The organism is Arthrobacter sp. KUASC02, from assembly GCF_059739395.1.
On record NZ_AP046053.1, the window covers coordinates 489,571 to 508,688 of the forward strand.

Annotated in this window: 16 protein-coding genes; 9 read left to right on the forward strand and 7 right to left on the reverse strand. The window is 66.8% G+C overall.

Annotated elements, in window-relative coordinates; genetic code table 11:
* Positions 1-15: 15 nt before the first annotated feature.
* Complete coding sequence (locus AC6JAC_RS02245) at positions 16-1,239, reverse strand: M20 metallopeptidase family protein (RefSeq protein WP_497963299.1); 1,224 nt, start codon at positions 1,237-1,239, stop codon at positions 16-18.
* Between the two features lie 145 nt (positions 1,240-1,384).
* On the opposite strand from AC6JAC_RS02245, the gene AC6JAC_RS02250 reads away from it, so the two are divergent.
* Positions 1,385-2,416, forward strand: coding sequence for an Lrp/AsnC family transcriptional regulator (locus AC6JAC_RS02250; protein ID WP_028272816.1), 1,032 nt, complete (start codon positions 1,385-1,387; stop codon positions 2,414-2,416).
* A gap of 38 nt (positions 2,417-2,454) precedes the next feature.
* Here the strand turns inward: AC6JAC_RS02250 and AC6JAC_RS02255 are convergent, their stop codons facing one another.
* The 5 genes from AC6JAC_RS02255 to AC6JAC_RS02275 are packed head-to-tail and all read right to left on the reverse strand — an operon-like array spanning position 2,455 to position 7,484.
* The gene (locus tag AC6JAC_RS02255) at positions 2,455-3,069 is read right to left on the reverse strand and encodes a TetR/AcrR family transcriptional regulator (RefSeq protein WP_497963300.1); all 615 of its coding nucleotides are present in this window, start codon (positions 3,067-3,069) and stop codon (positions 2,455-2,457) included.
* 48 nt (positions 3,070-3,117) lie between these two features.
* The gene (locus tag AC6JAC_RS02260; protein ID WP_497963301.1) at positions 3,118-4,329 is read right to left on the reverse strand and encodes an NAD(P)/FAD-dependent oxidoreductase; all 1,212 of its coding nucleotides are present in this window, start codon (positions 4,327-4,329) and stop codon (positions 3,118-3,120) included.
* Positions 4,326-4,520, reverse strand: coding sequence for a ferredoxin (locus AC6JAC_RS02265; RefSeq protein WP_497963302.1), 195 nt, complete (start codon positions 4,518-4,520; stop codon positions 4,326-4,328). The genes AC6JAC_RS02260 and AC6JAC_RS02265 overlap by 4 nt, the downstream gene beginning before the upstream one ends.
* On the reverse strand, positions 4,517-5,689 hold the full coding sequence (locus tag AC6JAC_RS02270) for a cytochrome P450 (RefSeq protein ID WP_497963303.1): 1,173 nt from the start codon (positions 5,687-5,689) through the stop codon (positions 4,517-4,519). The genes AC6JAC_RS02265 and AC6JAC_RS02270 overlap by 4 nt, the downstream gene beginning before the upstream one ends.
* 46 nt (positions 5,690-5,735) lie before the next feature.
* Positions 5,736-7,484 (reverse strand): MFS transporter, encoded by a 1,749-nt coding sequence (locus AC6JAC_RS02275; RefSeq protein WP_497963304.1) that lies wholly within the window; start codon positions 7,482-7,484, stop codon positions 5,736-5,738.
* A gap of 254 nt (positions 7,485-7,738) precedes the next feature.
* On the opposite strand from AC6JAC_RS02275, the gene AC6JAC_RS02280 reads away from it, so the two are divergent.
* The 8 genes from AC6JAC_RS02280 to AC6JAC_RS02315 all read left to right on the forward strand — a co-directional run bounded on the left by AC6JAC_RS02280 (position 7,739) and on the right by AC6JAC_RS02315 (position 17,554).
* Positions 7,739-8,749, forward strand: a complete 1,011-nt coding sequence (locus AC6JAC_RS02280; protein ID WP_497963305.1) for a phosphotriesterase family protein — start codon at positions 7,739-7,741, stop codon at positions 8,747-8,749.
* Between the two features lie 48 nt (positions 8,750-8,797).
* Positions 8,798-9,751, forward strand: a complete 954-nt coding sequence (locus AC6JAC_RS02285; protein WP_028272823.1) for a phosphotriesterase family protein — start codon at positions 8,798-8,800, stop codon at positions 9,749-9,751.
* Between the two features lie 49 nt (positions 9,752-9,800).
* Positions 9,801-10,955, forward strand: a complete 1,155-nt coding sequence (locus AC6JAC_RS02290) for an FAD-dependent monooxygenase (protein WP_497963306.1) — start codon at positions 9,801-9,803, stop codon at positions 10,953-10,955.
* Positions 10,956-10,960: 5 nt separating this feature from the next.
* Complete coding sequence (locus AC6JAC_RS02295; protein ID WP_497963307.1) at positions 10,961-11,929, forward strand: alpha/beta hydrolase; 969 nt, start codon at positions 10,961-10,963, stop codon at positions 11,927-11,929.
* Complete coding sequence (locus tag AC6JAC_RS02300) at positions 11,926-12,894, forward strand: MBL fold metallo-hydrolase (RefSeq protein WP_497963308.1); 969 nt, start codon at positions 11,926-11,928, stop codon at positions 12,892-12,894. The genes AC6JAC_RS02295 and AC6JAC_RS02300 overlap by 4 nt, the downstream gene beginning before the upstream one ends.
* Positions 12,887-14,629: a CocE/NonD family hydrolase gene (locus AC6JAC_RS02305; protein ID WP_028272825.1), complete on the forward strand. Its 1,743-nt coding sequence runs from the start codon at positions 12,887-12,889 to the stop codon at positions 14,627-14,629. The genes AC6JAC_RS02300 and AC6JAC_RS02305 overlap by 8 nt, the downstream gene beginning before the upstream one ends.
* Positions 14,626-16,008: an MFS transporter gene (locus AC6JAC_RS02310; RefSeq protein ID WP_497963309.1), complete on the forward strand. Its 1,383-nt coding sequence runs from the start codon at positions 14,626-14,628 to the stop codon at positions 16,006-16,008. The genes AC6JAC_RS02305 and AC6JAC_RS02310 overlap by 4 nt, the downstream gene beginning before the upstream one ends.
* 130 nt (positions 16,009-16,138) lie before the next feature.
* Positions 16,139-17,554, forward strand: coding sequence for an MFS transporter (locus AC6JAC_RS02315; protein WP_497963310.1), 1,416 nt, complete (start codon positions 16,139-16,141; stop codon positions 17,552-17,554).
* Here the strand turns inward: AC6JAC_RS02315 and cycA are convergent.
* Positions 17,551-19,041, reverse strand: coding sequence for a D-serine/D-alanine/glycine transporter (cycA, locus tag AC6JAC_RS02320; RefSeq protein ID WP_028272827.1), 1,491 nt, complete (start codon positions 19,039-19,041; stop codon positions 17,551-17,553). The two genes, AC6JAC_RS02315 and cycA, sit on opposite strands and share 4 nt — an antisense overlap.
* Positions 19,042-19,118: the final 77 nt, after the last annotated feature.

Consider the following 19,118-nt stretch of genomic DNA (forward strand, 5'->3'; position numbering starts at 1 on the left):
AAAGTGAAGGGAAGGTCAGTTGCCTGCAGCCGCGAGGGCTGCGATGCGGGAAACGGCCAGCTCTGCGTAGAGCGCCGCGCCGTCGGAGAGAACGCCGTCGTCGAATGTGGCGTAAGGGGAGTGGTTGAACGGGGTGGCGGTGTGGTCCGCGCCGGGGGCAACAGCGCTGAGCCCGATAAACGTGCCGGGCACCTCCGCCATTACCCGGGAGAAGTCCTCCGACCCGCTGAGCGGGGTGGCCCAGCGGGTGAGGCGGGAGTCGCCAAAGAGCTTCTGGATGGTCTTTTCGGCGGTGTGCGTCTCGTCTTCATCCGTGACGCTGAGCGGGTACTCGGAGCGGTAGTCGACGTCCACCTCGAGGCCGTGGGCTGCGGCGATTCCTTTGAGGAGGACCGGAATGGCCGTCATCATCCGTTCCCGGGAGGCGTCGGAGAACGTGCGGATGGTGGCTTCGAAGCGCGCGGATTCAGGGATGACGTTGCGTTTGGTGCCGGCCTGCAGGAGGCCGACCGTGAGGACTACGGGATCGAACATGTTGAACTGGCGGGTGATCATCACCTGCAGGGCTGTCACCATTTCGGCAACCGCCGTGACGGGGTCCTTCGCGGAGTGCGGCGCGGAGCCGTGGCCGCCGGCACCCAGGACGGTGACGAAGAGACCGTCGGACGCACTCAGGATGACGCCGGGCTTGGTGCAAAACTGGGCGTACGGTTCCAGGGCGGAGAACACGTGCATGGCGTAAGCGGCATCCACGCGCCGGCCCGCCGCGTCCAGCACGCCTTCGCTGATCATGTGGGAGGCGCCGTCGAAGCCTTCCTCGCCAGGCTGGAACATCAGGACAACATCGCCGGCCAGCTGCTCGCGGCGGTCGGCCAGGAGGCGGGCGGCGCCGGCAAGCATGGACGTGTGGAGGTCGTGGCCGCAGGCGTGCATGGCGCCGTCAATGCGTGAAGTGAAGTCGACGCCGGTGCGTTCCTGGACGGGCAGGCCGTCCATGTCGGCACGGAGCAGGACCGCCGGCTTCACGGCTGAAGCGTGCGGCGCTCCGCCGCGCAAAACAGCAGTGACCGACGTCGTGCTCTCACCGAGGGTGATCTCGTACGGCAGGCCTTCCAGCGCCTTGAGTACTTTTTCCTGGGTCCGGGGCAGATCCAGGCCGATCTCCGGCTCCCGATGCAGCTCGTGGCGGAACCGGGCGATTTCGCCCTGTAGCTCCCTGGCATCGGCGGTGATCGACATATGTTTTCCTACTTCCCGAACGATTGGTAAGTGATCTGCTATCCATTCTGGAGTGAGCTGGTTCACAAGGAGGAAAATAGCTGGAAAAAATCAAAACTATGATGGTTTGTGCAGGATTCGTGCGGTGGGAAGGGGATGTGTCCGGATGGAAGTCAGTGAGGACGATCTCCGCATCATTAACGCGCTGCAGATAGCGCCGCGGATCAGCTGGTCCGACGCCGCCGGAATTTTGGGCGTGCACGCCACGACGCTCGCGGCCCGTTGGGACCGGCTGAGGGAGGCCGGCGCCGCCTGGACCACGGCCCACCTGATCGGCGATCCGAAACAGATGTGCCTGGCGCTGGTGGACGTGGACTGCGAGATGCGGCAGCGCGCCGGCGTCACCGCCGCGCTCGCCGCCATGCCCGAAGTGGTCACGGTGGAGGAAGCGGCCAGCAACCGCGACCTGATGCTGACGGTCATCACGCCCACTCTTGCCTATTTCAGCGACACGGTGGTGCCGCAGTTCAAGGACATCCCCGGCCTCCTCAAGTACCGGACCGCGCTCTGCACGCGGCTGCACGTGGGCGGCTACGCCTGGCGGCTCAATGTCCTGGACAAGGCGCAGCAGAACGCCCTCAGGCTGCTCGCCGGGCCAGAGGCATCCGGCTCGGCCCCGCCCGCCGTGGCGGGTGCCCCGCTGCCGCAGAGCCATCTTGACCTGATCCCGTTCCTCGCACAGGACGGGAGGGCCACCGCGGCGGAGATCGCCCGCGGCCTCGGGCGCAGTCCGGCCACAGTCCAGCGGCAGTTGAACCGGGTGCTGGCCAGCCAGCTGCTGTCCTTCCGCTGCGAAATGGCACAGAAGTACTCCGGCTACCCGGTCACGTGCCAGTGGTTCGCCAACGTGCCGCCGGGCCAGCACGACTCCGCGGGGGCCGAGCTGCGGGGGTTCCGCAACGTCCGGCTTGCCGCCTCCACCACCGGCAGGACCAACTTCGTGATCGTCATGTGGCTGCACTCCCTGGCGGACGTGATGAACGCCGAGCTTGCGCTCCAGCAACGGATCCCGGGGATCGAGCTGGCCGAAAGCGTTGTGGTGCTGAGCGCGGCCAAGAGGGTGGGCTGGATGCTCAACCCGGACTCGACGGCCACCGGAGCGGTGGTTCCGTCAGCCGGCCTGGGGCTGGATGCCTAGTTCCCCGGGGGAGGGGCTGCGCGTCAGTGGCTGCGCGTTCAGCCCTCGTCGCAGAGCAGGTGGTACCAGTTGTCCGCCAGGACCTCCAGCGCGTGTTCGCGGTTTGGTTCAAACTTGCGTCGGGTCCAGAGCGTGGCCACGTAGTCGAGTGAGGTGAAGGCAAGGGTTCCGCGGATGTGGTGCGTCTCCTCGGAGAAGCGTCCGGCCAGCTGCATTCCGCGGACCAGGTCGGAGATGACTTCCTCATGCCAGCCCTCCACCATGGCGCGCACCTCACGGTCGACGGCGGCGGCCTCGTCGAGCACGTCAAGGTACGGCCGGAATACCGGCCAGAGCGCCGCCCGGGACTCCAGCCAGGCCAGAATGCCCGGCAGCTCGCCCGCCCGCACCACATCAACAAGGTCGGGTGCGGTGGAGCCGCTCTCCGGGCCGTCGGCGCGGTCCAGCACCGCGTTGACCCGCGCCATAAAGTCCTTCATCAGGTCAACACGTGAGGGGTAGTACGCGTAGAAGGTCACCCTGGTGGTGCCGGCCGCTGCGGCGATCTCGTCGATGGTGGTCGCGGCGTAACCCTTTTCGGTGAAGAGCTCAAGTGCCCGCTCCACGATCATGTCGCGGGTGAGCTTCTTCTGGGCTTCTCGCAACGACGACATGGATCAATCCTAACGGTGGCGGGCGGGCTCAAACCCGGGCGGGCTGGCTCAAACCCGGGCGGGCGCGTTTGGACGCAGCGCGGCCGGACCGGCGTCGGCCAGCCGGCGCAGCCTGGGGATCGGGATCCGGTAGTTGAGCGCGGCGGCGGTCCCGGAACCGTCCGGGTTGTCCCAGCGCAGGAGCGCGGACCCGCTCTCCCCGCCAGGTTCGCAGTAGTCGGGGGCACCCGCCACCGGGGTGAATCCGACAGCTTTGAGCGACAGTCCGAAGCCCTCCGTCCAGAAATAGGGCTGGAAGTTGAACTCGGGTGCGGCGTCGCCCTGAAGCAGGCCGACGGCGGCGACCCTGGCCTGGTCGATGGCGCTCGTCCACAGCGGAACCCGCTGTACGCCGCGCAGGGTGGGGAAGAACGCCACGTCGCCGGCGGCCACGATGTCCGGCCGCAGCCGTCCGCGCGAATCGACTCGCAGCGACCCGTCGGTGAGGAGTGGCGAGCCGGCCAGCCAGTCAATGTTCGGCTCATCGCCGATTGCTGTGACCACGAGGTCCGCCTCAAGTTCGGTGCCGTCGGCCAGGACAACCGTTGCGCTGTCGCCGCGATCCACAAGGCGTGCCTTCCCGCCGCCAATCACCCGCAGTCCGCGCCCGATGGCGGCGGAGGTGAAGATGCCGGCCAGGTGGTCGCCCAGTTGGCGCGACAGGGGCGTGGCGTCGGAGACGAGCGTGACGTCGCAGCCCATGTGCAGGCAACCGGACGCCACCTCCATGCCGAGCGGTCCGCCGCCGACCACGATGACGGAGGGGCGATCGGAGACCCGTTCCTTAAGTGCGACCGCATCCTCGATGGTGCGCAGGGTGAGCTCGCGGGAGGTGCCCTCCGGTTGCGGTCCGCCGGATTGCCAGGAGGCGAGACGCTTCGCCCGGGAACCGGAGGCGATGACCAGGCCGTCATACGGCAGCTCACCGCCCCCGTCCAGGCTAACCAGCCGGGCGTCCACGTCCAGGCCTGTGGCACTGACGCCGAGCAGCTCCGTTGCTTCATGGGTGGGCGGGGGGAGTTCGTGCGCCCGGAGGGCGCCGTCACTATTCCCGTCATCGCCATGCAGCAGCGCCTTGGACAGGGCGGGGCGGCTGTACGGGTGGTGACGCTCGGCGCCCACCACCGTGAGCTCACCGTCGAAGCCGGCCGAACGCAGCGAGTCGCAGGCCGTGAGGCCGGCGATGCCGTTGCCCACCACCACTATCCGTCGCAGTGTCATGCCGCGGCCAATCGCAGCGCGGCCACCGGGCAGACCCGGACCGCCGCCTTTGCGGCGTCCAGGTCGGCCCCTTCTGCGTCCGGAACATCGATGACCAGATCGCCGTCGTCGTCGAGATGCATCAGCGTGGGCGCGGCTTCCTCGCACAGGCCGTGTCCCTCGCAGCGCGGCCGGTCCAGTTCGATCCTCATGCTGCCACCACCTTTTCGACCTGGAGCAATTCGAAACTCCGCGTGATGTTGCTCGGTTCCCGGACCTCATCGGAGACTGTCAACGATTTCACCCGGCGGGCGAGTGCTTCGATGATCGCGTGCGCTTCGAGTTTCGCCAGGCCCTGGCCGGCACAGCCGTGCGGTCCGTAGCCGAAGGAGAGGTGGTCCACCGGGTTGCGCCGGACATCAAAGGTGTCGGGATTCCCGTAGTGCCGCGGGTCCCGGTTGCCGGCACCGAAGAGGATGCCCACCTGGGCGCCTGCCGGAATAGTGACGCCGTCGATGTCGACGTCGCGGGTTGCCTTGCGGCCCCAGATGTGGACCGGTGCCCAGTAGCGCAGAACTTCCGCGAACGCCGCGGGGACCAGTTCCGGGTTCTCCCGGACCAGCTCGAACTGCTCCGGGTGGTGGCCGAACAGCGCGATGATGTTTCCGATCGAGGCGATCGTCGTATCGACGCCCGCTCCCAGGTACTGGTGGATGATGTGCCCCGCAGAGCCTTCGGGGATGTCGCCGCGCGATTCGGCGTCGAAAATTCCGCGCCCGATCGAGCCGGGCGTGAGGTCTTCGGCGGTGACCGACGAGCACCAGCCGTAGAGCTCGCCCGCGATCGGGAAGCTCTCCTGCGTGCGCTGGTTCAGCGGGCCGATGACCTGCATCGCCGCCTGGCCCCAGCGCAGCATGTTGTCCTTGACGTGCCCGCTGAAGCCGATGAGGTCGGCAACGATTTCGATCGGGAAGGCCCGGGCCAGGGCATCGACGGCCTCGAAGCTGCCGCTGGCGGCGAGCTCTGCCACGAGTTTGTCCGCCTTTTCGTCGATGACGACCTTCAGTCCGCGGAGTGCGCGGGGCGTGAGGTTCTGCGACAGCGTGGCGCGGAGCTGCGTGTGCGTGGGCGGGTCGGAGGCAAGCGAGGTGCCTTGAAGCGCCTCGTTCACCCTGGGATTGAAGCCGATGCTGGTGGAGGAGAAGGTTTCCGGATCGCCGAGGGCGTCGCGGATGACGTCGTAGCGCGTCAGGACGTACAGGTCGTTCTTGGGGAGGTGGACCACTGCGGCCTGCTCGCGGAGCGCGGCATAGGTGGGGTAGGGGTCGACAAGGATGTCGTCATCCCAGATGTCGATGTCTGATTCGAGGGGTGCAGTCATGGTGTTCTCCTTGCGGATGGTCGGTGGTTGGGTAGGGCCGTCAGGCTCAGACGGCGGCTTCGGCGCTTGCCTCGGCGTTGGCTGCCGCGGTCTTCGTGGGTTCCGCAACCGCATCCGGCGCGGGGGCCGAGGAACGTGCGGAGATGAAGAGGGTAAGGACGGCGGACAGGATGGCCGCGATGCCCGCAGCGAGGTAGACGGCCTGGAAGCCCTGGCCGAGGGAGGTACCCGCCACGCCCTGGATCTGCGGCTGTGCGGAGGTGAGGGCCTTGACCATGCCGTCGACCGCCTGGGCGGGTGCGCCGCCGGCCGTTGCCTGGCCGGTGAACTGCGCGATGACGCCGTCCCAGCCGGAGAGGTAGCCCAGCGGCGGCACGTTCGACAGCCCGGCGACGGCGTCCGCGGGGAGTCCTGCACCGCCGAGGATCCCGGCGAGGGGTGCGGCGAAGGCGGTGGCTCCGACGCCGAAGGCGATGGCTGAGCCGATGACGGGGCCCAGGGCGAAGCCGAGGTCACGCAGGAGGTTGGTGGTGGCGGACGCCATCCCGATGTGCTGCGGCGGGACGGTGTTGATGGCGACGGCGGTGATGGAGCCGACCGTGAGCGCGAACCCGATGCCCAGGAGCAGGAGCGGCGGAATGAACGCCGTCCACGGAGTTCCGCCGAAGGCCTCCGGCGTGCCCAGCGGGACCGTAGAGAGCCAGAAGGCGGAGGCTGCCATGAAGGCGAAGCCGGCGGTGAGCACCCAGCGCGGTGCCACGTGGTGGATGAGCCAGCCCACCACCGGGATGAAGGCGAATGCGGGGCCCTGGATGAAGACGAACAGCACGCCGACCTTCCAGGCTTCGGCGAGGGCGAGCCCGCCGACGGCGACGCTGGTGCTGTAGCAAACTGCGAGGAAGGCGAACATGCCTGTCACGGCAACGATGCCCGTGATCGAGTAGGCGCTGTTCTTGAACAGCGAGAGGTGGATCAGCGGCTGCTTGGTGCGTGTTTCGATCACGACGAAGGCGACCAGGAGGACGGCGCCTGCAACGTAGCTTGCGACCACCTCGGCGCTGCCGAAGCCGGCGTCGACAGCCGTCACCGTGGCGAAGAGAACGGCAATCAGGCCGAGCGCCAGGGTGAACTGACCGGGCAGGTCGAGTTTGCGCCCCTCGGCGGCAGCGGAGTCTTTCGCCCCGACCGCAACGATCAGGACGGCGACGGCGATCGCGGCGGCAATGTAGTACGCCACCCGCCAGCCGCTGAATCCCGCAACGGTGAAGGCCTGCGCCGTGAGGCCGGCCAGCATGGGGGAGATCACCGCACCCAGGGACAGGAACCCGGCCCAGGTGGCGATGACCTTCGCCCGGGCCCGGTGGTCCGGGGTGATCGCCGCGATCATGGACAGCGAAATGGGGAAGAGGATGCCCGCACCGATGCCGCCGACAGCCTGCGCCGCGATCATCATCTCCGTGGTGGTCGCCAGTGCCGCCAGGACGGAACCGGCGACGCTGACCACGGCACCTGCGTACAGCAGCTTCTTCCGGCCGAAGAGGTCGCCCAGGACTCCCCAGCTGAGCTCAAACACCACGATGCCCATCATGAACATGCCCGCAATCCAGGTCAGGCCGGCGCCCGAGGTGTGGAATTCCACGGCGAAGGTGCCGTTGAGGGCGCCCGGCAGTGCATTGGTGATCTGGGCCAGGGTGACCGCGCTATAGGCGGCGATGAAGGTGGCTCGTACGGAGCCGCGGCCCGGTACGGGGCCCGTCTGTGCAGTGCCCGCCTGGGCAGTGTTGGTCTGACTCATCGATGAAACTCCTTTGTTTCCGAACTACGTGTGGCGCTCCCCACAGTTTGTCTGGAAGCTTTACATCATGTCAAGAGCTTTTACGTGACGAACCTTAATGGAGTCGCATCGACTGATTACCGTACGCTGCGATTATTTCCTTGACACTATGTAAAGAATTATGTGATGCTGGCTACACCGCAACGGGGCGACGGCACGGTCCAACTCCGCGGCGCCCCCAGCATTCAGCACCCGATCTTCAAGGGAGAAGCCCCGTGAGTTACCCCACCCCCACCGGCACCGCCGACGCGATTGATGCCCCCGCCGGGCATACCGTCAACACGGTCCTGGGTCCCGTACCTGCTTCTGAACTGGGCGTTGTCGCGGTCCATGAGGCGCTGTTGTCGGTGCTCCCCGGTGCCCAGTACGCCCCCGACATCTCGATGGACCGGGCGGCGATCTTCGAGGCCCTGGCCGCCAAACTCACGGACTTCCGCGAACACGGCGGTCAGACCATCGTCGACAGCACCGGCATGTTCCACGGCCGGGACCTCAAGCTCTACGAGGCGCTTTCCCGTTCCACCGGCGTCCACATCGTTGCCTCCACGGGCCTGGGCCCGGAGGAAGAACTCGGCGGATACTTCCTGACACCGCAGACCAACCCACCCACCCCGTGGCCGGCCGAAAAGTTCGGCGATCTCTTCGGCAAGGAGGTCACCGAGGGGATGGTGGTGCCCCGGGTCGAGCGCCGCGCCGCTGCCGGTATCGTCGCCACTGTCGCCGACCGCGCCGGTATGACGCCCACCGAGGAAAGCCTCTTCCGCGGCTCAGCCCGCGCCGCCAGGACCACCGGCGTCCCCGTCTCCATCCGCTTCGGCGCCGATGCCCTGCATGACCTGGACGTCGTCCTGGACGAACAGATCGGAGCCGACCGGGTACTCGTGGGCGGCCTGGACCGCAAGGACGCCACCGGCTCCGCCATCGAGGTGGCCGGCCGTGGAGCGTTCGTCGGGATCGACCACGTAGGCCTGAACGACCACGCGGACTACCTGACCGACCACGAGCGCGCCGAGCTGGTGCTCGAGCTCGTCAAGGCCGGCCATGCCGACAAGATCATCCTGTCGGGCAACTCGATCGGCGTGGCGAAGGGCCTGCCGGAGTACAACCTGCCCTACAGCCACGTCCTGACCACCTTTGTGCCGTTCCTCAAGGCCCGCGGCCTGGGCGAAGAAGACGCCCGGCGCATCCTCGTGGACAACCCCCGCAACCTGCTGACCGTGCGCTAAGCACGCCCGGCCCACCTACAACAAGCTTTCGAACCCTGAGGTGAACGAATGACCAAGGTCAACACCGTGCTGGGGACCATCCCGGCCGAAGAACTGGAAATCGTGGCGGTCCACGAACACATCGGCTACGGCATGCCCGGCTCCGAACTGGACACCAAATGGTGGAAATCGCCGGAACAGGCCTACGAGGAAACCGTGCCGAAGCTGCGGAAGTTCCGCGAATACGGCGGCGGGACCTTCGTGGACGCCACCGGCATCTGCAACGGCCGCGACGTGGACTACTACAAGTCCCTGTCGCAGAAGACGGGCGTGCACATCGTGGCCTGCACCGGCTTCGTGGGCGGCGACACCGCCCTGCCGCACTTCTCCCGTGCCACCGTGGACTACCTCACGAAGGTGTTCATCCACGAGATCACGGTCGGCATCGGCAACACGGGCGCCAAGGCCGGCGTCATCAAGGTCGGCGTGAGCCGCGGCGGACGGATGACGGACCTGGACAAGCGCATCTACCGCGCTGCGGCGCGCGCCGCCGTCGTCACCGGTGCTCCGATCCTGACGCACCTGGCCATCGACCCCGAACCGGCGGTGACCATCTTCACCGAGGAGGGCCTTTCGCTGGACCGCGTGCTCTTCGGCCATGCCGACGACGGCCTGAACGCCCCGATCACCCCGCACGACTGGATCTACGAGCAGGGCGGCCGCATCGGCTTCGACACCTTCGGCTACGACCTCGAACTGCCGGATCCGCCGTTCTGGGGCCGCAAGCGCGCCGAACGCATGGAGCACTTCGTCAAGCTCGTGAACAAGGGCTATGCGGACAAGCTCCTCGTCTCGGCCGACGCAAACTGCAGCCCGCTGGGCTGGCCGGGCGTGAAGGGCCACACCATCAACTACATCTTCGAGGACATGATCCCCGACATGCGCGCGGCCGGCATCGACGACGCCACGCTCAAACTCCTGCTCGAGGACAACCCTGCCGACTTCCTGTCGCTGAGCGCCTGAGCCCCGGACAGACCACCACAACTTAAAGAGCCACGAAAGAGATAAAACCATGAAGGCTGAAGACATCAAGAACCTCAAGATCGCCATCGTCGGCGCAGGCTACGGCGGCGCCGCTGCGGCGAAGGCCCTGAGCCTGCTCGGTGCGGACGTCAAGGTCTACGAGCAGGCTCCCCAGATGGGCGAGGTGGGCGCCGGCATCGGCCTGCGTCCCGCCACCATGGCCCGGTTCCGCCAGTGGGGGATCTTCGACGAGATCGCCAAGGTGAGCTCGGCCAGCGACTACTTCGAAATCCTCACCGCCACCGGTGAGCCCATCATGAAGGACACGTGGCCGGAGTTCGGCGACGAGAAGCAGACCTACCTCATCCACCGACGCGACTTTATCGAGGCACTTCTGGGCGTGCTTCCCGAGGGCATGGTGCAGCTCGGCCACCGGTTGGAGAGCATCGAGGACAAGGGTGACCGCTCCGTCCTGACCTTCGCCAACGGGGAGACCGCCGAGGCCGACCTGGTGGTTGGTGCCGACGGCATCAAGTCCTCGGTACGTGAGCAGCTCTTCAGTGACAAGGGCCCGGTGTTCTCCGGCGAGCACGCCTACCGCGTGGTGATCTCCGCTGACGACGCCCACGGCATGGTGGCGGACGACAACCTCCGCATGTACATGGGCAGGGGCACGAAGGTCTACCTGCTGCCGCTGCGCCACCGCAACCAGATGTCCTTCGATATCACCGCCCTCAACCCGGACGGCACGTGGGCGCCCGCCATCACGAAGGAGGACCTCCTGGCGACCGTGGAGGGCTTCGACGACCGGATCGTGAGCATCGCCCGGGACCTCGACATGGACGCGGTCAACATCCGCGCCGTCTACGACATCGACCCGGTTGATGTGTGGCACACCGACTCCGTGGTGCTTATGGGCGACGCGGCGCACTCCATGCTGCACCACCAGGGCCAGGGTGCGAACTCCGCCATTGAGGACGCCGGAGCACTGGCCGACGCGCTGGGCCGGGCCGGTTCGGTCAAGGAGGCCCTGGCTATGTTCCAGGCAACCCGCAAGCCGGTCACGGACGAGCTGCAGCGCATCTCCCGCCAGGGCTGGAGCGAGGAAGAGGTCAATGACGTCTTCCCGGGGCAGAAGCCAGAGTCCCAGAAGTCTGCCTCGGCGAGCGCGCCGGCACCCGTGCCAGCTGCGGCGAAGGCCTGAACGCCATGACCATCCATCCCGAAATTGCCAAAATCCTGGCAACCCTGCCGGCGCCCGATGGGTCTCCCCTGAACCCCGAGGACATGCGCGCCGGCGAGGCCGCCCAGGTCCCGCCGCTGGAAGACCGGCTGCCGCTCCACTCCGTGGAGGACGCCACGGCCGTGACGCCGGCCGGTGAAGTGCCGGTGCGGATCTACACGCCCGTGGAGGCGGACGCCTACGGGATCCTGGTCTACTTCCACGGCGGCGCGTTCTTCCTGGGCAGCCTGGACACCCATGACCACGTGGCGCGGGCACTGGCGAAGGAAACCGGCCACAAGGTCATCTCGGTGGGCTACCGGCTGGCCCCCGAGGCTGCGTTCCCGGCAGGGCTTGAGGACTGCTACGGCGTGGTCCGCTGGGCCGCCGAACAGGGGAGCAGCCTGGGCTGGAACGGGAAGAACCTCGCCATCGCCGGCGACAGCTCGGGCGGCAACTTCGTCGCCGCCGTCGCCGCGAAAGCACACGACGACGGGTTCAACCGGATCACCCACCAGGTCCTGTTCTACCCGTCGCTGGACCTGAATTTCGACGCTGACCGTTACCCTTCGATGCGGGAGAACGCCGAAGGGTACGGGCTGGAGACAGCGGGACTCGCACCGTTCAACTCGTTCTACCTCGAGAACGGGGCTGACCCGGCGGACCCGTTTGTCTCACCGATCAAGCGCGGGGACCTCTCAGGGCTGCCGGCAGCCCTGGTCATCACTGCAGAGCACGACCCCCTGCGGGATGAGGGGGAACTGTACGGCCGGCACCTGTCGGCGGCCGGTGTTGATGCGACAGTCAGCCGCTACGAGGGAGCCAACCACGGTTTCGTCCAGAACTTCGCCTGGATCCCGGAGTTCTACCGGGCATTCGAGGAGACGGGCGAATTCCTGAACGCGGGGACAGTGTCCAACAAGGGGACAGCGTCTACAGAGGGAACAGCGCCATGACGACGCCGGTCGCCGTTCATCCGATCGTCTCGCCGTGGGGCCGGTTCGGCCTCTACAGCTTCTTCATCGACGCACCGGAGCCCGCCATCGTGGACACCGGGATCGCCTCCTCGCCCGCCGAAGGCATGGTCCCGGCACTCGAGGCGATCGGCCGCCGGATCGAAGACGTCCGCTGGATCTTCCTGACCCACGGCCATATCGACCACATCGGAGGTGCGTACGCCCTGTGGGAGCTCGCCGGGCGGCGGGCGCAGGTGGTCATCCACGAGGCGGACGCACCGATGCTCCGCTCCCGCCGGGCGCACGTGGACGAATACCTTGCCGGACGCGGACAGTATCTGCAGGACCCCGACGGCGAGGCAAAGCTGACCGCCGCCACCAATGCCGTCATTTCAGGCGAGATGGAACCGGCGCTCCTGGTGCGCGGCGGCGAGACTCTTTCCCTCGGCGGCGACGTCACCGTTTCAGTCCACTCGATTCCCGGACACACCGCCGGATCTGTCGCGTACGTCCTTGACGGACAAAACGACGTGTTCGTGGGCGACGCCGTACAGGTCCACGGCGCGGCCAACGGATTCCCCGGATTTGTTGACCCGGCCGGCTACCGCAAGAGCCTGCAGTACCTCAACAACGAGATCCGTCCGCAGCACCTCTACCTGGGGCACCCCTACCGCCGCGCGGACGGCACACCTTACGGCGTGGAGCTCGACGCCGGGCAGGCCCGGGAAGCGCTCCAGGCGAGCCTGGAGCTGGAGGCCCGCGTCAGGGATGCAGCGTGCGGCTGCGTGGCTGCCGGACTGCAGGACACGGACTCGCCGTACTCGCCCTTCGCCAGCGTGGCCGGAGAACTCGGCTACCAGGGCGACCCCGGCCTGGAACCGTCCCCGTTCTTCACGACGCTCCACGGCTACCGCACCACGATGGACCACTTGACCCAGGATGAGGAGATAAGCACTCATGGATGACTTCCAGTTACTGAACGCCGGCGCGGAAAAGATCGCCGTGCGCAAGGACCTGCGGGTCCCGATGCGCGACGGCGTCGAGCTGGCCGCGGACGCTTACCAGGGCGCCGAGGACAAGCCGCGCCCGGCGCTGGTGGCGCTGAGCCCTTACGGCAAGGAACTGCAGGCGCTGGCCCTGACCACCCCGCCGCAGCGCCGCCCCAGCCCGATGTGGGACGGCTGCATCGAAGCCGGCGACATTGCCCGCATCGTCAAGGAAGACTACGTCCACGTCATCGGCGACCTGCGCGGCTCCGGGCATTCCGGCGGCGAGCACATCGGCAACTACAACGCCGGCGGTGTGTCGCTGGGCCAGGACGCCTACGACTTCATCGAGTGGGTGGCGGAGCAGCCGTGGTGCGACGGCAACGTAGGCATGGTGGGCATCTCCTACTTCGGCTCCATGCAGGTGCTGGCCGCCGCCGAGCGCCCGCCGCACCTGAAGGCGATCTTCGTCTCCGGCGGCCACTACGACTTCTACGAGACCACGTACCACGGCGGCATCATGTGGTTCATGCCGCGCGCTGCCCGCGAGGGCCGCGGAGGCGACTCCGGCTGGGCGTTCACCGACGGCGTGAAGTCCCGGATGATCGAGAAGTACTCCGCCGGGGAACTGAAGGAGCTCGTCGCCAAGCGGCTACAGGACCCGGACGTCGCCGCCTGGCCCAACCTGGTCCACGTCCTGAACTACCCGAAGAACCACGAAGCCTGGTTCGACATCGTGATGAACGAACTCGACGGGGAGTGGTACGAGGAACGCAACCCCATCACGCTGGCCCCGAACATCGACATCCCGGTGTGGCTGCAGCTGGACCAGGGCCGCGGCTGGACGCTGGACGGCACCATCGAGCTGTTCAACGAGCTGAAGGGCCCGAAGAAGCTGGACATCGGGCCCTACCCGCCGATGCAGTCGCGTCCCTTCATCGAGGAGCACGACAAGATGTTCCGGTGGTACGACTACTGGATCAAGGGCATCGACAACGGCGTGATGGACGAGCCTGCCGTGAGCGTTTTCGTGGAGGGCTCCCGTGAGGTGGTCACCGCTGACCAGTGGCCGCCGAAGGACATCGGGTACAAATCGCTGTACCTGCGCCCGCGCCACAAGCTCTCCCCGGAGCCCGAGCTGATGGGCGCCGAATACGCCGCCCCGGACGGCTTCTACCAGGCCCCGTTGACCGTGACCGACCAGGTGCAGATCATCAGCTGGTCCACCGATCCCTTCGAAGAAGACACGGAAATGATCGGCACCGGCGCTGCGCACATCTTCGCCGAGATCGACCAGCCGGACACCAACTTCATCCTGCGCCTGTGGGACTACGCCCCCAACGGCAAGCGCCAGCTCATCACGAGCGGATACCTCAAGGCCTCGCACCGGGAGCTCGATGACCGCACCACCGAGGGCAACCCGTACCACCCGCACACCCGTTCCGTGCCCGTGGAACCGGGGCAGATCGAGGAATACGTACTGCGGCTCTTCCCGTTCGCGAACACGTTCAGGCCGGGCCACAAGCTGACGGTGGAACTGTCCAACGCCGAGCCGCTGGCCGACGAGCACAACTCGCTGCTCCCGCCGGACGCCTTCCACCTCCCGGTGGGCCGGCCCGTCACCCACAAGATCTACCGCGACGCCGCCCACCAGTCCCGCCTGCTCCTGCCTTTCACCACAAATGCCAAGACGGCAGAAAGCCAACTGACATGACAACCATCAACGTGAAGGCCTTCATCGAAGAAGCGGGCTTCAATCGCTTCCAAGCCGGCATGCTGTTCTGGGCCTGCTTCATCATCACCTTCGACATGTACGATCTGGTGGTCTACGGGTCGGTTCTGCCCGTCCTGATGAAACAGTGGTCTTTGGGACCCGTCGAGGCCGGCGCCATCGGCAGTTACGGGCCGGTAGGGATGATGGTCGGTGCCATCCTGTTCGGGATCCTGGCGGACCGGTTCGGGCGGAAGAAGGTCCTCACGGCCAGCATCATCCTCTTCAGCGCCGCAACGGCACTCAGCGGATTTGCCCCGGGGCCGGTTCAGTTCTCTGTCCTCCGCGCCGTGGCCGGCCTGGGGATCGGCGGCATCCTTCCCAGCGTCATCGCCATGTTGACTGACTACGCGCCGAGGAAGCGTGCCAACACCATGGTGGCTGTGGTGATGTGCTTCTTCTCGGTGGGCGGCATCCTGGCAGCCTTCGTCGCCATGCTCTTGCTTCCTGCGTTCGGCTGGCAAAGCGTGTACTGGGTTGCCGTGCTTCCCCTGCTCTTCCTGCCGTTCATGATGAAGTACTTCCTGGACTCTCCGGCCATGCTCCTGCAGAAGGGAAAGCTCGAGGAGCTGCGTTCCACCTTGGCGAAGATCAACGACAAGGCGGCCCTCCCGGCCACGGCAGGTTTCACCGGACTCCAGGAGAAGGAACCCGGCAGCCCGGTCGGTGCGCTGTTCAAGAACCGCCGTGCACTGGGGACGCTGATGATCTGGGTTGCCTTCTTCATGTGCCTGCTCATGGTCAACGGACTGACCACCTGGCTACCCAAACTGATGGTTGACGCGGGGTATGCCCTGAACTCGGGCCTGACCTTCACGATCGCCCTGAACGTTGGCGGCATCGTCGGAACCCTAGTCCTGGGCCGGCTTGCGGATGCCTGGGGCGTCAAGAGGGTGCTCGTCCCCATGTTCGTGATCGCCGCGGTTTCGCTGACCTTGCTGGGATTCGGCAATAACATGGCCGTCCTCCTGCTGCTTGTGGCCGTCAGCGGGGCTTGCACGATGGGAGCACAGAATATTTCCTACTCCTTCGTGTCCCAGTACTATCCGTCGTTCATGCGCTCGACGGCGATCGGACTGGCATCGGGGGTCGGACGGATGGGTGCCATCGTCGGTCCGACGTTCGGCGGAATTCTGCTGACGCTCAAACTTCCGGTTGAGATGAACTTCCTGTTTTTTGCCGTCCCGGGGGTCATCGCCGCCCTTGCCTTCCTGTTCGTTCCGCTCACCGCAAAGTCGGGTGGCCAGTCGGAAGGGCACAAGGATCAGGACCCAAGCCAGGTGGAACCGGCCGGCGGGGATAAGGTGACGGTCGCCCCCTAAAGGCAACGGCGGCGTCGGCCGGGTTCCCGGCGCGCAGCACAGGCCGTGATGTTCGGGACGACCCCGGACATCACGGCCTGAGGTGTTTAATGGCAGGCACGCATCCGAAACGACTGATCAGGCCACCATCGTGCAACGTAGCGCCCCCGCCGCCGCCCCTGAGGCTGCAGGTATCCTGCACCGCCACTACCTGCTCGTCACGTCCGGCGCGTGTGCCCTGGTGTTCCTGGCCGCCTTTGAGTCACTGGCCGTAACCACCATCATGCCCCTGGTCAGCCGCGAACTGGACGGCGCCGGCCTGTACGCGCTGGCCTTCGCCGGACCGTTGGCCACCGGCGTGATCGGCATGGTGGCGGCCGGCAACTGGTCCGACCGGCGCGGCCCTGTGGGACCGCTGTACGCCTCCGTGGCCCTGTTCGTTCTGGGGCTGCTGATCGCCGGGACGGCAGGAAGCATGGCCGTCCTGGTGGCAGGGCGCCTGGTGCAGGGACTGGGCGGCGGCGCCATGACCGTTGCGCTGTACGTTGTGGTGGCGCGCGTTTATCCGCCCGTGCTGCACCCGAAGATTTTCGCCGCGTTTTCCGCGGCGTGGGTCATTCCTTCCCTGGTGGGACCCTTCGCGGCCGGAATCGTGGCGCAGGCGGCCAGCTGGCACTGGGTGTTCCTGGGCGTGGTGGGGCTGGTGGTTCCGGCGCTCCTGATGATCGTGCCCGCGCTGCGCGGACTCCGCGGCGCCCCGGCGGGCAGCTCGGACCCGGGGCGCTGGTCTTACGGCCGACTCGCCTGGGCCGCCCTCGCGGCGCTGGCCGTGCTCGGCCTGAACCTTTCCGCGCAGGTTCCCGGCGCCGGAGCCTTCCTGGCGGCGGCCGCCGTCGTGATCGCTTTTGTGGCGGTGCGTCCGCTGGTGCCGCGCGGCACGCTTCTTGCCCGGCGCGGCCTGCCGAGCGTCATCCTGGCCCGGGGGCTCGTCTCCGCGGCGTTCTTCGGCGCCGAGGTCTACCTTCCGTACCTGCTGGTGGAGCGGTACGCCTATTCGCCCACTTTTGCCGGGCTGACCCTCACCGGCGGCGCCCTGGCGTGGGCCGGCGCCTCGGCCGTCCAGGGCCGGATGGGCGGGAAGCTCAGCAACCTCCGGGCGATGAAGGCCGGGTCGGTGATGGTGCTTGCAGCCGTCGTGCTTGCCCTGGTGACCACGGTGCTGGGCTGGCCGGCCGCCGTCGCCATTGCCGGCTGGATGTCCGCCGGCTTCGGGATGGGCCTGATGTATCCGCGGCTCAGCGTCATGACGCTGGCCATGTCCACGCCGGACACCGAGGGCTTCAACAGCTCGGCCATGTCCATCTCCGATTCCCTCGGTGGCGCGCTTGCCCTTGCCACCACCGGGATCGTGTTCAGTGCTTTGGCGGGAACAACAGCGGGAACAACAACGACGACGGCGGGCGGAGTTTCGGGCGCCTCCTTCGCGGGAGTCTTCGCCCTCACGGTCGCCATCGCCGTCGTCGCTGTTGTTGTTGCGCCGCGGGTTGCGGCGCGGAAATCGTCCTAGTTCAGGGCGTTGACTTTCGCCTTGTCCGAATCAGACTCGGCCTTCCACTCAACGATCCGTGCCTGCTGGAGCGGCGTCTTGCGGTTGACGTACCAGGCCGCGCCCAGGATCAGGAACCACACGGGAGCAACCACCAGGGCGAGGCGGGTGTCCTCGGCCTGGGCGAGCGCCACGAGCATGAACACGAAGAATGCCAGCACCACGTACGGCATGAAGGCGCCGCCGGGCATCTTGAAGGCGGACGCTTCATGGAGCTCGGGACGGCGGCGGCGGAACACGATGTAGCTGATCAGGATCATGGACCAGACAAACATGGTGAGCACGGACGCCACCGAGGTGACCACGGTGAACGCGCCGATGACGGAGTCGCCCGAGTAAAGCAGCACCAGGCCGGCGAGCAGGAAGATGCAGGAGAACAGCAGGGCGTTCTGCGGAACCTTGCGGATGCTCAGCTTGCCGAAGGCCTTCGGGGCGTTGCCGTCCTGGGCCAGGCCGTAGACCATGCGCGAGGTGGAGTAGATGCCGGAGTTGGCGCTGGAGGCCGCTGAGGTGAGGACCACCAGGTTGATCACCACGGCGGCGATGCCCAGGCCGGCCAGGGTGAACATGCCGATGAACGGGCTGCTGGCGGCGTCGATGGTCCGCCACGGGTTGACCGCCATGATGACCACCAGGGCGCCCACGTAGAACAGCAGCACGCGGATGGGGATGGAGTTGATGGCCCGCGGGAGGTTCTTCTCCGGGTCCTTGGTTTCAGCTGCCGCCGTGCCCACGAGTTCGATGCCGGCGAAGGCGAAGATGGCGATCTGGAAGCCGAGGATGAAGCCGAACATGCCGTGCGGGAACATGCCGCCGTCGTTCCAGATGTTGGCGAGGCTGGCCACCGCGCCGTTGGGGGAGGTGAAGTTCGTGGCGATCATAACGATGCCGGTGCCGATCAGCGCCAGGATGGCCACCACCTTGATGATGGCGAACCAGAATTCGGCTTCACCGAAGGCCTTGACCGTGGGGAGGTTCAGCAGGATCAGCACTACGGGGGTGATCAGCGCGGGGATCCACAGCGGGGTTCCGGGGGCCAGCTTGTCCACGTAGCCGGCAATTGCCACGATGTCCGCCACGCCGGTGACCACCCAGAAGAACCAGTAGGACCAGCCGGTGAAGAATCCGGCCCAGGGTCCCAGGAGGTCTCCCGCGAAGTCGCTGAAGGATTTGTAGTTCAGGTTGGACAGCAGGATTTCGCCCATGGCGCGCATCACGAAGAACAGCATGAAGCCGATGATCATGTAGACGAAGATGACGGACGGGCCGGCGAGGGAGATGGTCTTGCCGGATCCCATGAACAGGCCGGTGCCGATGGCGCCGCCGATGGCCAGCAGCTGGATGTGCCGGTTGCTCAGCGCGCGGGCAAGGTGCGGTTCCTGGCTGTGGCCTCCGCTGGTGGGTTCCGTTGCAGTGTTCCGGGCAACCGTGGTGGTGCGTTCAGACATCTGTGCTTCTTTCCTTGTCTCAGGCTGACTGCGTCGCTGCGGCCTGCCCGCCAGGCAGGGTGCCGCGCCGCCGTCTG